The 12,122-nt window shown below is 72.8% G+C and carries 13 protein-coding genes; 6 read left to right on the forward strand and 7 right to left on the reverse strand.

Annotated features, from left to right (window positions below; all coding sequences use genetic code 11):
- The first annotated feature begins 50 nt into the window (after positions 1 to 50).
- On the forward strand, positions 51 to 614 hold the full coding sequence (locus ACFY4B_RS09745) for a hypothetical protein (protein ID WP_117488203.1): 564 nt from the start codon (positions 51 to 53) through the stop codon (positions 612 to 614).
- 113 nt (positions 615 to 727) lie between these two features.
- Here the strand turns inward: ACFY4B_RS09745 and ACFY4B_RS09750 are convergent, their stop codons facing one another.
- From ACFY4B_RS09750 to ACFY4B_RS09765, 4 genes are all read right to left on the reverse strand, one after another.
- A complete protein-coding gene (locus ACFY4B_RS09750; protein WP_049654353.1) occupies positions 728 to 1,855 on the reverse strand; it encodes a GuaB3 family IMP dehydrogenase-related protein in 1,128 nt (375 codons plus the stop codon).
- A 160-nt stretch (positions 1,856 to 2,015) separates the two neighbouring features.
- Positions 2,016 to 3,518 carry an IMP dehydrogenase gene (gene guaB / locus ACFY4B_RS09755; RefSeq protein ID WP_074003944.1) on the reverse strand — a complete coding sequence of 501 codons (1,503 nt, stop codon included), beginning with the start codon at positions 3,516 to 3,518 and terminating at the stop codon, positions 2,016 to 2,018.
- A gap of 278 nt (positions 3,519 to 3,796) precedes the next feature.
- Positions 3,797 to 4,513 (reverse strand): RNA polymerase sigma factor ShbA, encoded by a 717-nt coding sequence (gene shbA / locus ACFY4B_RS09760; protein WP_074003945.1) that lies wholly within the window; start codon positions 4,511 to 4,513, stop codon positions 3,797 to 3,799.
- Positions 4,514 to 4,848: 335 nt separating this feature from the next.
- Entirely contained in the window at positions 4,849 to 5,460 is a 612-nt protein-coding gene (locus ACFY4B_RS09765) for a response regulator transcription factor (protein ID WP_014136228.1), read from the reverse strand.
- Between the two features lie 563 nt (positions 5,461 to 6,023).
- Here ACFY4B_RS09765 and ACFY4B_RS09770 point away from each other — a divergent pair.
- Positions 6,024 to 6,350, forward strand: coding sequence for a WhiB family transcriptional regulator (locus ACFY4B_RS09770; RefSeq protein WP_049654358.1), 327 nt, complete (start codon positions 6,024 to 6,026; stop codon positions 6,348 to 6,350).
- 99 nt (positions 6,351 to 6,449) lie between these two features.
- On the opposite strand, the gene ACFY4B_RS09775 is transcribed toward ACFY4B_RS09770, so the two are convergent.
- From ACFY4B_RS09775 to groES, 3 genes are all read right to left on the reverse strand, one after another.
- Positions 6,450 to 7,448: a LysR family transcriptional regulator gene (locus ACFY4B_RS09775; RefSeq protein WP_074003946.1), complete on the reverse strand. Its 999-nt coding sequence runs from the start codon at positions 7,446 to 7,448 to the stop codon at positions 6,450 to 6,452.
- Between the two features lie 141 nt (positions 7,449 to 7,589).
- Positions 7,590 to 9,215, reverse strand: coding sequence for a chaperonin GroEL (gene groL, locus ACFY4B_RS09780; protein ID WP_049654364.1), 1,626 nt, complete (start codon positions 9,213 to 9,215; stop codon positions 7,590 to 7,592).
- Positions 9,216 to 9,330: 115 nt separating this feature from the next.
- The gene (gene groES / locus ACFY4B_RS09785) at positions 9,331 to 9,636 is read right to left on the reverse strand and encodes a co-chaperone GroES (RefSeq protein ID WP_049654366.1); all 306 of its coding nucleotides are present in this window, start codon (positions 9,634 to 9,636) and stop codon (positions 9,331 to 9,333) included.
- A 250-nt stretch (positions 9,637 to 9,886) separates the two neighbouring features.
- On the opposite strand from groES, the gene ACFY4B_RS09790 reads away from it, so the two are divergent.
- The 4 genes from ACFY4B_RS09790 (at position 9,887) to ACFY4B_RS09805 (ending at position 12,090) form a co-directional block, all read left to right on the forward strand.
- Positions 9,887 to 10,222 (forward strand): hypothetical protein, encoded by a 336-nt coding sequence (locus ACFY4B_RS09790; RefSeq protein ID WP_143204610.1) that lies wholly within the window; start codon positions 9,887 to 9,889, stop codon positions 10,220 to 10,222.
- Positions 10,219 to 10,539 carry a hypothetical protein gene (locus ACFY4B_RS09795; protein ID WP_143204611.1) on the forward strand — a complete coding sequence of 107 codons (321 nt, stop codon included), beginning with the start codon at positions 10,219 to 10,221 and terminating at the stop codon, positions 10,537 to 10,539. Before ACFY4B_RS09790 ends, ACFY4B_RS09795 begins: the two co-directional genes overlap by 4 nt.
- Positions 10,540 to 10,650: 111 nt before the next feature.
- Positions 10,651 to 10,866: a hypothetical protein gene (locus ACFY4B_RS09800; protein ID WP_387967107.1), complete on the forward strand. Its 216-nt coding sequence runs from the start codon at positions 10,651 to 10,653 to the stop codon at positions 10,864 to 10,866.
- A gap of 57 nt (positions 10,867 to 10,923) precedes the next feature.
- Complete coding sequence (locus ACFY4B_RS09805; RefSeq protein ID WP_387967109.1) at positions 10,924 to 12,090, forward strand: SAM-dependent methyltransferase; 1,167 nt, start codon at positions 10,924 to 10,926, stop codon at positions 12,088 to 12,090.
- Positions 12,091 to 12,122: the final 32 nt, after the last annotated feature.

Below are 12,122 nucleotides of genomic sequence, written 5' to 3' on the forward strand. Positions count from 1 at the left end.
CCACTGCTACCGTTCGGCAGCTCATCGTATTCCGGGGGGATTCGACGCCCATGACCGCACCCGCACCGGGCACTGACGGCCCATCGATCCGGCCGCACACCGCCCAGCACTACTCGGTCGCACCACCCCCCGTCTCCCCCGAGGGCTACGTCGCCCCGGGCATGCCCGGCGCCCCCGTGGCCGGCTTCGACCCCGTCGAACCCACGCCCAGGACCACCCCCCGGCACCGCACCGCCCTGGCCGTCTCCCTCGCCCTCCTCGCCATGCTCCTCGGCGGCCTCGCCTACGGCAGCGCCCCGCTGCGCGCCGCCGACAGCCTCGGCTGGCTGGCCATCGCCCCGGCCGGCCTGGTCGCCCTCCCGCTCGGCCGGCTCGGCGGCCAGGGCCGCTTACTCCCCCCGCTCGGCGCCCTCCTCGCCGCCGGCGCCCTGCTCCTCGGCCAGCTGATCGAGCACCTCCGCCGCGTCCACGCCGACGGCCCGGCCCCCGGCGGCCTGCTGCACGACACCGTCACCGCCTGGCGCGCCGACCTCCGCCCCCTCGACGCCGCCTTCTACGCCATCGCCCTCATCGGCGGGTTCCTCCTCACCCGCCGCAGCGCCACGCGGAGTTGACCGCCCGCCCCGTCCCCTCCCCGCACCGCACCGCACCCGCCTCCCGCACCGGGAAAAGGAGAAGGCCCCCGCCGTCACCCGGCAGGGGCCCCTCGATCAGGTCAGGTCAGGACTCAGCGGTGGTCGAGCGCCGGGTTGACGGTGACCTCGACCCGCTGGAACTCCTTGAGCTCCGTGTAGCCCGTGGTGGCCATCGCCCGACGCAGCGCGCCGAACAGGTTCATGGTCCCGTCCGGCGTGTGCGAGGGCCCGGTCAGGATCTCCTCGGTGGTACCGACGGTCCCGAGGTCCACGCGCTTGCCGCGCGGCAGCTCCTCGTGGACGGCCTCCATCCCCCAGTGGATCCCCTTGCCCGGGGCGTCCGTCGCCCGCGCCAGCGCGGCGCCGATCATGACCGCGTCCGCGCCGCAGGCCACGGCCTTCGGGATGTCCCCGCTGTAGCCGACGCCGCCGTCCGCGATGACGTGCACGTAGCGGCCACCGGACTCGTCCATGTAGTCGCGACGGGCGGCCGCCACGTCGGCCACGGCGGTGGCCATCGGCACCTGGATGCCCAGGACGTTCCGCGTGGTGTGGGCGGCGCCGCCGCCGAAGCCGACCAGCACACCGGCGGCACCGGTCCGCATCAGGTGCAGGGCCGCGGTGTACGTGGCGCAGCCGCCGACGATCACCGGGACGTCCAGCTCGTAGATGAACTGCTTGAGGTTGAGCGGCTCGGCGGCGCTGGAGACGTGCTCGGCCGAGACGGTGGTGCCGCGGATGACGAAGACGTCGACGCCGGCGTCCACCACGGCCTTGGAGAACTCGGCGGTGCGCTGCGGCGAGAGCGCGGCGGCGGTGACCACGCCGGAGTCGCGGACCTCCTGGATCCGCTGCTTGATCAGCTCGGCGCGGATCGGCGCGGCGTAGATCTCCTGGAGCCGGCGGGTCGCGGTGGACTCGTCGGTGATCGCGGCGATCTCGTCCAGCAGCGGCTGCGGGTCCTCGTAGCGGGTCCACAGGCCTTCGAGGTTCAGCACGCCCAGACCGCCGAGGCGGCCGATCTGGATGGCCTGCTGCGGCGAGACCACGCTGTCCATCGGGGCGGCCAGGAACGGCAGCTCGAAGCGGTAGGCGTCGATCTGCCAGGCGATCGAGACCTCCTTCGGGTCCCGGGTCCGGCGGCTGGGGACGACGGCGATGTCGTCGAAGGCGTACGCCCGTCGGCCGCGCTTGCCTCGCCCGATCTCGATCTCAGTCACTTCGAGCCCTTCTGCTTTGTTGCTCATGCCCGCCGGGTCACCCCGGCCGCCCCCCAGTATCCCGTACTGCCGCTGGTCCCGCCCCGACGGCCCGCGCCCGGGCGCACCGGCAGGGGCCCGCCGCCGCGGTGCGGCAGCGGGCCCCTCGGTGGCCGGTGGCTCAGCGGGCCGAGTAGTTCGGCGCCTCGACGGTCATCTGGATGTCGTGCGGGTGGCTCTCCTTGAGGCCCGCCGAGGTGATCCGGACGAAGCGGCCCTTGCTCTCCATCTCGGCGACGGTGCCGGCGCCGACGTAGCCCATGGTCTGGCGCAGACCGCCGACCAGCTGGTGCAGCACGGCCGACAGCGGGCCGCGGTAGGGCACCTGGCCCTCGATGCCCTCGGGGACGAGCTTGTCGTCCGAGGCCACCTCGGCCTGGAAGTAGCGGTCCTTGGAGTACGAGCGGCCCTGGCCGCGGGACTGCATGGCGCCCAGCGAGCCCATGCCGCGGTAGGACTTGAACTGCTTGCCGTTGATGAACATCAGCTCGCCCGGGGACTCCTCGCAGCCGGCCAGCAGCGAGCCGAGCATCACGGTGTCGGCACCGGCGGCCAGCGCCTTGCCGATGTCGCCCGAGTACTGCAGGCCGCCGTCGCCGATGACCGGCACGCCGGCCGCCAGGCAGGCCTGGGCGGCCTCGTAGATGGCGGTGACCTGCGGGACGCCGATGCCGGCGACCACGCGGGTGGTGCAGATGGAGCCGGGGCCGACGCCGACCTTGACGCCGTCCACGCCGGCGTCGATCAGCGCCTGGGCGCCGTCCCGGGTGGCCACGTTGCCGCCGACCACGTCGATCCCGACGGCCGACTTGATCTTCGCGATCCAGGCCAGCGCGTTGTGGCTGTGGCCGTGCGAGGTGTCCACCACCAGGAAGTCCGCACCGGCCTCGACCAGGGCCTGGGCCCGGTCGAACGCCTCGGCGCTGGCACCGACGGCGGCGCCGACCAGCAGCCGGCCCTCGGCGTCCTTGGCGGCGTTCGGGTACTGCTCGGCCTTGACGAAGTCCTTGACGGTGATCAGGCCCTTGATCCGGCCCTCGTCGTCGACCAGCGGCAGCTTCTCGATCTTGTGGCGGCGCAGCAGGGCCATCGCGTCCACGCCGGAGATGCCGACCTTGCCGGTGATCAGCGGCATCGGGGTCATGATCTCGCGGACCTGGCGGGTGCGGTCCGACTCGAAGGCCATGTCGCGGTTGGTGACGATGCCGAGCAGCTTGCCCGCCTCGTCGGCGATCGGCACGCCGGAGATGCGGAACTTGGCGCACAGCGCGTCGGCCTCGCCCAGGGTGGTCTCCGGGCCGACCGTGATCGGGTCGGTGACCATGCCGGACTCGGACCGCTTCACCAGGTCGACCTGGTTGGCCTGGTCCTCGACCGAGAGGTTGCGGTGCAGCACGCCGACGCCGCCCTGGCGGGCCATCGCGATGGCCATGCGCGACTCGGTGACCTTGTCCATCGCCGCGGACAGCAGCGGGATGTTGACGCGCACGTTCCGGGAGACCCGGGAGGAGGTGTCCACCTGGTTCGGCAGCACCTCGGAGGCCCCGGGCAGCAGCAGGACGTCGTCGTACGTGAGCCCGAGCATGGCGAACTTCTCGGGTACGCCTGCGGCGTTGTAAGACATTTGGGGGGTACCTTCCGTGGCCGGCCTAATCCGCTCACGCCCTGAGGGTGGGGGCGCATTCATCGCTCACTCGCGCAGACCGCCGAAGCCGGGTACGAATAGGAGGATCCTCCAAGGGGACCCCGCGCGCACCCGTCAAACTTTGGCAACCCGCCCAGGCGCCGATACCCCATGGTACTGGCACCGCGAATGTGTCCTCGTGTGCCCTTGACAACAACCCCGCCCCGTGGATCATTCCGCCCGCAACCGGCGGAAACGGCACGCAACGGGAGGAGTGGTCAGGAGGACTCCTCCGCGAGCGCCCGCAGCCGGCTGAGCGCCCGGTGCTGGGCCACCCGGACGGCACCCGGCGACATCCCGAGCACCTCGCCGGTCTCCTCCGCCGACAGCCCGGCGGCCACCCGCAGCAGCACCAGCTCGCGCTGACGGGCCGGCAGGTTGGAGAGCAGCTCCTTCGCCCAGGCCGCGTCGCTGCTCAGCAGCGCCTGCTCCTCCGGGCCGAGCGCCTCGTCCGGCACCTCCGGCAGGTCGTCCTGCGGCACGACGGTCGAGCCGGGCCCGCGCATCGCGGCCCGCTGGAGATCGGCGATCTTGTGCGCGGCGATCCCGTACACGAAGGCCTCGAACGGGCGCCCCTGGTCCTTGTACCGGGGCAGTGCGCAGAGCACCGCCACGCAGACCTCCTGCGCGACGTCGTCCACGTGGTGGCGGGCCCCGCCGGGCAGCCGGACCAGCTTGGCGCGGCAGTACCGGAGCGCCAGCGGGTGGACGTAGGCGAGCAGCGCGTCGATCGCCGGGTTCTCGCCGCGCACCGCGGCCGCGACCAGTTCGCCCACCAGCGGCGAGCCGCCCGTGCCGAGCACCGGCCGGCGGCCCGGCCCGGTCCCACCGGCGGAACCGCCGGGTTCGGCGTACGACGGACCGTGGCCCGGACCGGAGGGCTCGGCCTCCACCGGGTCCGCCTGGCCGGTCGCACCGGCGACGTCGTCGCGCATCGGTCCATGGTGCCTGGTCGAGCGGGAAAACGCGGCACCGCGTCCGGAGTTGTGCACCGGAACGTTATGCGCTGCGGCACCGTCCGGCGTCCCGCGCACCACCGGCCCCTCCTGCACCGTGCCGCCTCCCGCCCCGCCGCCGTCGGCGGTCCCGTCCGTCGCGCCGTCCGCCGAGTGTCCTGCGGCTGCGTGGTTCGCCGCAGTGCCTGTCCGCTGGTCCCCGAGGTGCTCCACTCCTCCATGGTGCAACCTCGGGACCGTAACGTCACACGCCCGTGCGGCGCCCGCTCCGGGAACCTCCGGCGGCACGCCGCAACCGGCGGCGCCGCCGGTGGTCAGCGGACCAGGCCCCAGCGGAAGCCCAGCGCCACCGCGTGCGCCCGGTCGGAGGCCCCGAGCTTCTTGAACAGCCGTCGGGCGTGGGTCTTCACGGTGTCCTCGGAGAGGAACAGCTCGCGGCCGATCTCGGCGTTGCTGCGGCCGTGGCTCATGCCCTCCAGCACCTGGATCTCACGCGCCGTCAGGGTGGGCGCCGCGCCCATGTCGGGGCTGCGCAGCCGGCGGGGGGCGAGCCGCCAGGTCGGGTCGGCGAGGGCCTGGGTGACGGTGGCCCGCAGCTCGGCGCGCGAGGCGTCCTTGTGCAGGTACCCGCGGGCGCCCGCGGCCACCGCGAGCGCGACCCCGTCGAGGTCCTCGGCGACGGTGAGCATGATGATCCGCGCGCCCGGGTCGGCGGACAGCAGCCGCCGGACCGTCTCGACCCCGCCGAGGCCGGGCATCCGGACGTCCATCAGAACGAGATCGGAGCGGTCGGCCACCCAGCGGCGGAGGACCTCCTCCCCGTTCGTCGCGGTGGTGACCCGGTCCACACCGGGTACGGTCGCGACCGCGCGGCGAAGCGCCTCGCGGGCGAGCGGGGAATCGTCGCAAACGAGAACGGAAGTCATGACCGTCGTCCTCCGCAGCTGATCCGCGTCACGTTGAGCCTCCTGGCTGGTACGAACCTCTACGACACGGCCGATCGGCGACGGACTCCGCGGTGATCGCCCCAACCTGCCCGCGATCGTTCCCGACGTCCGGCGCCCGCTAACCGCCTCCGCACTTCCAACGACCGTCACTCGAATGAGTTACGGCCTTCGGGGCCATCTCCACCACTGTACGTGGCCAACCCATTACCGATCAGCCGCATCGCGGTGCACACGCCGCTCTTTTGCGCAGCTCGCGCGCGGTCGGCGTACGACCCGCACATCGATTCGGCACCCCGCGCGCCCGTCGACCACCCGATTGCCACGTCCGCGCCCGCTGGAGCCCCTTGCCCACTATGCCCGTTTTTATAGCTTTCGTATGGTCATTGACTGTTGTGCCAGTGTGTGGGTGACTTGTCCATGGAGTTGCCTTAAGTCATATTTCCAGGTGTCCACACCAGTGCATCGAAGCCCCGCCGCACCGCTCGGCAGCAGCCCCGCCGAACGCCCGGCCGACGGCCGACAGCCTCTGAAGGGAATGAGCCATGGCAGATTTCTCCCGCCTCCCCGGTCCCAACGCGGACCTCTGGGACTGGCAGCTCTCCGCAGCCTGCCGTGGCGTGGACAGCTCGCTCTTCTTCCACCCCGAGGGCGAGCGCGGGGCGGCGCGCAGTTCGCGCGAGGCCAGCGCCAAGGAGGTCTGCATGCGCTGCCCGGTGATCGCCGAGTGCGCGGCGCACGCGCTGGCGGTCCGCGAGCCGTACGGCGTGTGGGGCGGGATGACCGAGGACGAACGCGAGGAGATGCTGGGGCGCTCGCGGCACCGACTGGTCGAGGTTCCGCTGGCCCCGCCGGCGGTCGCCCAGCGGTAGACCCGTCTCCTTGAGCGCCGTGAAGAAACGTTTCTTCGCGGCGCTTCAGTCTTCTGGCTCACCGTACGTACCGGACCCTGGCAGCCCCGTCACCCACCGTCAGCGGTCGGCGGCCGCCCCCGCCAGCCGCTCCAGCATCAGCGCCACGGCCGGCACCTCGGCCAGGTCCGGGAGGGTCAGCGCGACCACCTGGCGCACCGCGGGCGCCCCGGAGGCCGTCCGCACCGGCACCGTCGACACGCCGTCAGGACGCACCGACCGCAGCGCCAGCCGGGGCAGCACCGCCACCCCGAGACCGGCCGCCACCAGGCCGACCACCGCCGGGTAGTCGTCCGTCGCGAAGTCGATCCGCGGCTCGAAGCCCGCCCCGGTGCACAGCTCCACCAGGTGCCCCCGGCACTGCGGGCAGCCGGCGATCCACTGCTCCTCCGCCAGCTCGGCCAGCCCCACCGCCCCGCCCCGCCCGGCCAGCGGATGGCCGGCCGGCAGCACGCCCACCAGCGGGTCGTCCAGCAGCGGGGTGACCACCAGGTCGGACCAGTCGGTCCCGGCGGTCAGCTGCTGCGCCTCCAGGTTGGCCTCGGCCCGGGCCTCGCGCGGCGTGCCGTGGGCGGGCGCCGGGAGCGCGACGGCGCCGTCGGACTGCGGGTAGCGGAAGGCCAGCGCGATCTCGCACTCACCGCCGCGCAGCATCGCCAGCGACTCCGGCGGCTCGGCCTCGACCAGCGACACGCGCACCCCCGGATGGCTGTCCCGCAGGCGGGCGACCGCGGGCGGCACCAGGGTGGAACTCGCGGTCGGGAAGGAGACCAGCCGCACCCGTCCGGCCCGCAGCCCGGCGATCGCGGCCACCTCCTCCTCGGCGGCGGAGAGCCCGGCCAGGATTCCGGTGGCATGCTTGAGCAGGACCCGGCCGGCCTCGCTGAGCTGCATCCCGCGGCCCGAGCGGACCACCAGCGGGGTGTCCACCGACTTCTCCAGGGCCTTCATCTGCTGACTGATGGCGGGCTGCGTACACCCCAGCTCGCGGGCGGCGGCGGAGAAGGAGCCGGTGCGGGCGACGGCACGCAGAACGCGCAGATGGCGGGCCTCGATCATGCCTTAGTTATAAGGCAATCTTTGCATTCTGCAAAATTCTGCTGATAGTTGAAGCCTCAAGCGGAACCTCGGACGGAACGCCGGAGGCCCGGCCCGCCCCCCGGGGGGAGCGGACCGGGCCTCCGGTCAGGCGTCGGAGCCTCAGTGCGAGTGGCCGTGGCCGTGGCCGTGACCGTTGTCGGCCTCCTCCTCCTTCTTCTCCACCACGAGGGTCTCGGTGGTGAGAAGCAGGGAGGCGATCGAGGCGGCGTTCTCCAGGGCGGAGCGGGTGACCTTGACCGGGTCGATGACGCCGGCCTTCACCAGGTCGCCGTACTCGCCGGTGGCGGCGTTGTAGCCCTGGCCGATCTCCAGCTCGGCGACCTTGGAGGTGATGACGTAGCCCTCCAGGCCGGCGTTCTGGGCGATCCAGCGCAGCGGCTCGTGCAGCGCCTTGCGGACCACGGCGACACCGGTGGCCTCGTCGCCCGACAGGCCCAGGCCCTCGTCCAGCACCTTGGCGGCGTGGACCAGGGAGGCGCCACCGCCGGCGACGATGCCCTCCTCGACCGCGGCGCGGGTCGCCGAGATGGCGTCCTCCAGGCGGTGCTTGCGCTCCTTCAGCTCCACCTCGGTGGCGGCGCCGACCTTGATGACGCAGACGCCGCCGGCCAGCTTGGCCAGGCGCTCCTGCAGCTTCTCGCGGTCCCAGTCGGAGTCGGTCGCGGCGATCTCGCCCTTGATCTGGGCGACGCGGCCGGCGACGGCCTCGGAGTCACCGGCACCGTCGACGACCGTGGTCTCGTCCTTGGTGATGGTCACGCGGCGGGCGGTGCCCAGCACGTCCAGGCCGACCTGGTCGAGCTTGAGGCCGACCTCCTCGGAGATGACCTGGCCACCGGTCAGGACGGCCAGGTCGCCGAGGATCGCCTTGCGGCGGTCGCCGAAGCCCGGGGCCTTGACGGCGACGGCGTTGAAGGTGCCACGGATCTTGTTCACGACCAGGGTCGACAGCGCCTCGCCGTCGACGTCCTCGGCGATGATCAGCAGCGGCTTGGAGGCACCGCCCTGGAGGATCTTCTCCAGCAGCGGCAGCAGCTCCTGGATGGAGGAGATCTTGCCCTGGTTGATCAGGATGTACGGGTCCTCGAGGACCGCTTCCTGGCGCTCGGCGTCGGTGACGAAGTACGGCGACAGGTAGCCCTTGTCGAACTGCATGCCCTCGGTGAAGTCCAGCTCCACGCCGAAGGTGTTCGACTCCTCGACGGTGATGACACCGTCCTTGCCGACCTTGTCGATCGCCTCGGCGATCAGCTCGCCGACCTGGGTGTCCTGCGCGGAGAGGGAGGCGACGGCGGCGACGTCGTCCTTGCCCTCGATCTCGCGGGCGACGGACAGCAGGTGCTCGGAGACCGCGGCGACGGCCTTGTCGATGCCCTTCTTCAGGGCGGCCGGGCCGGCACCGGCGGCGACGTTGCGCAGACCCTCGTTGACCAGGGCCTGGGCCAGCACGGTGGCGGTCGTGGTGCCGTCACCCGCGACGTCGTTGGTCTTGGTGGCGACCTCCTTGACGAGCTGCGCGCCAAGGTTCTCGTACGGGTCGTCCAGCTCGACCTCGCGGGCGATGGTGACACCGTCGTTGGTGATGGTCGGGGCGCCGAACTTCTTGTCGATGACGACGTTGCGGCCCTTGGGGCCGATGGTCACCTTGACGGTGTCGGCCAGCTTGTTGACACCGCGCTCCAGCGAGCGGCGGGCGTCCTCGTCGAACTGCAGGATCTTCGCCATGTTCCCTATTCCCTCGGGGCTGCGGCCGGCCCACCGGCCGCCGAACTACGTGAACCAACAACCACGCCCCGGGCCCCTGTCACTGGGACACGGATCCGGGGCGGGTCGGTACGTCTTACTTCTCGATGACCGCGAGAACGTCGCGGGCCGAGAGGACGAGGTACTCCTCGCCCTTGTACTTCACCTCGGTGCCGCCGTACTTCGAGTACAGGACGATGTCGCCGACGGCGAGGTCGAGCGGCAGACGCTGACCGTCCTCGAAGCGGCCCGGGCCGACGGCCAGGACGACGCCCTCCTGGGGCTTCTCCTTGGCGGTGTCCGGGATAACCAGGCCGGAGGCCGTGGTGGTCTCGGCGTCGAGCGGCTGGACCACGATGCGGTCCTCGAGCGGCTTGATGGCAACCTTGCTGCTGGTGGTCACGTCCGAGCTCCCCTTCGGAGATTACGGGGTTTTCTAACGGGTAGGGGCGATCCTGCGGGCCTGCCGTCGCGGGGGTCAGACACACGTCGTCGCGTTAGCACTCCCCTAGTGGTGAGTGCCAAGGATGACCATAGGGCCGTGTTAGCACTCAGTCAACCAGAGTGCCAACGGCGAGTCCCGGAAGTCCCCGGTTCGCGAATGAGTAGCCGTACTCATGTACGACCGGGCCCGGCCCCGCCAGACTCCTGCCATGACCTCGATCCCGGTGCGCATCGGCCCGTCCCGGCCCAAGGACGCCGCCCTCGCCCTGCTGTCGCTGCCCCTGCTGGGGGGCGTGCTGCCGTTCGTCGCCTTCCTCCTCGTCGCCTGCCTCGGCACCATCCCCGGCTACGGGGACGACGGGGACGGGCGCGGGTGGGCCTTCCTGGGCATCGGGATGCTGGCCGCCCCGGTGGTCGCCCTGGCGGCGGGCCTCGTGGTGGCCTTCCGCAGCCGGCGGTCCGGCTACCGGCTCCTCCCGGTCGCCGCCGGGCTCGCCCCGTTCGCGCTGCCGGCGGTCCTCTCCTCGGGCGTGCTGTGGCGGTGAACCGGCTGCCGCTCGCCGACCCGCTGCGCCCGGTCGGCCGTCCGACGGACCTGCTGCTCGCGCTGCTGACGGTCCTGGGGGCCGCCTCGCTGCTGGGGTTCGGCTGGATCGCGGCCTTCCTGGCCGCGCTCGCGCTGGAGGCCCACCCCGCGATCGGCGGCTGGGCGGCCCGGGGCGCCGCGACCGCGCTGCTGCTCGTCCCGGTCGTGGCGGTGGCCCGGTACACCCACCGGCGGGGCTACCGGATCACCCCGGTCGCCGCCGCGGTCAGCCCCGCCCTGCTGACCGCCCTCGCCGGCGCGGGGTGGCTCCGGTGAGCCGGCCCCACGGCGTGCCCGGGCGGCCGCCGGTCCACTGGGCGCCGGACCTGGTGCTCGCCGCGGTGGTGGTCGCCGGGGCCGTCGCGGCGGCGTCCGTCGGGGTCGTTCGTGCTCAACTGGCTGAAGCTGCTCGCCCTGTACGGCCCCGGGGTGGAGGCCCTGGACGTCTTCGGCGTCGTGGTGATGCTCGTCCTGCTGGCACTGACCGGCCTCGGCACCCGGCGGCTCGGGTACCGGATCACCCCGTACGCCGCGCTGGCGGCCGCGCCGCTGATGCCGCTGGTGTTCTGGCTGACCTCCGACGTCCCCGTCATCGGCCGGTGAACGCCGCGCGGCCGCTCCGGCCGACCGGCCACCCGGCCGACCCGCGAGAATGGCCCCGTGGACACCGAGAACCTCCAGCCGCTGCTGACCCCCGAGGGCCAGGCCCTGCTCGCCGAGCTGCGCGAGTTCACCCCCGAGGAGGAGCTCGCGCTGGCGACCCGCCTGCGGCGGGAGCACCCGGCGGAGCTGGTGTCGGCCGCGTTCGGGCAGGCGCGGCTGCGGCAGCGGGCGCGGGCGAAGTTCGGGGCGGACGCCGACCTGATGTACTTCACGCCCAACGGGGTCGAGCAGTCCACCCGGCGCAGCGTGGCCGAGTGGCGGGCCCGGCGGTTCGCCGACCTGGGCGTACGGCGGCTGGCGGACCTGTGCTGCGGCATCGGCGGGGACGTGCTGGCGCTGGCCCGGGCCGGCATCGAGGTGCTGGCCGTCGACAAGGACCCGGCGGCCTGCGCCGCCACCGCGGCCAACGCGGCCGCGCTGGGCCTGGCCGACCTGGTCGAGGTGCGCTGCGCGGACGTCGCCGAGGTGGACGTCACCGGCTACGACGCGGTGTTCACCGACCCGGCCCGGCGCACCGCGCGCGGCCGGGTGTTCGACCCGGAGGCGTACGCCCCGCCGCTCTCCTGGGCGATCGAGGCCGGCCGGCGGACCCCGATCGGCGCGCTGAAGGTCGCGCCGGGCATCCCGCACGAGGCCGTGCCGGAGGACGCCGAGGCCGAGTGGGTCTCGGACCACGGCGACGTCAAGGAGGCGGTGCTCTGGTTCGGCACCAAGGCCACCAGCCCGCACCGCGCCACCCTGCTGCCGCACGGCGCCAGCCTGACCGGCGGCGACCTGCCCGACCCGCCGGCCGGCCCGGTCGGGCGCTACCTGTACGAGCCGGACGGCGCGGTGATCCGGGCCCACCTGGTGGCCGAGGTGGCCGGGCAGGTGGGCGGCCGGCTGATCGACCCGAAGATCGCCTACCTGACCTCGGACGAGCTGGTCGCGACGCCGTACGCGCACGCCTTCGAGCTCACCGACGTGCTGCCGTTCAACATCAAGAAGCTGAAGGCGCTGCTGCGCGAGCGGGCGGTCGGCACGGTGGTGATCAAGAAGCGCGGGATGGCGATCACCCCGGAGGAGCTGCGCCGCCAGCTCAAGCCCTCCGGGCCGAACACCGTCACGGTGATCCTCAGCCGCACCGACAACGGGCCGCTGATGATGCTGGGGCAGCCGGTCTGACCCCCGGCGCGGCGGCCCGGCCCACGGCGCCG

Source organism: Kitasatospora sp. NPDC001261 (assembly GCF_042896795.1).
Lineage (GTDB): Bacteria > Actinomycetota > Actinomycetes > Streptomycetales > Streptomycetaceae > Kitasatospora.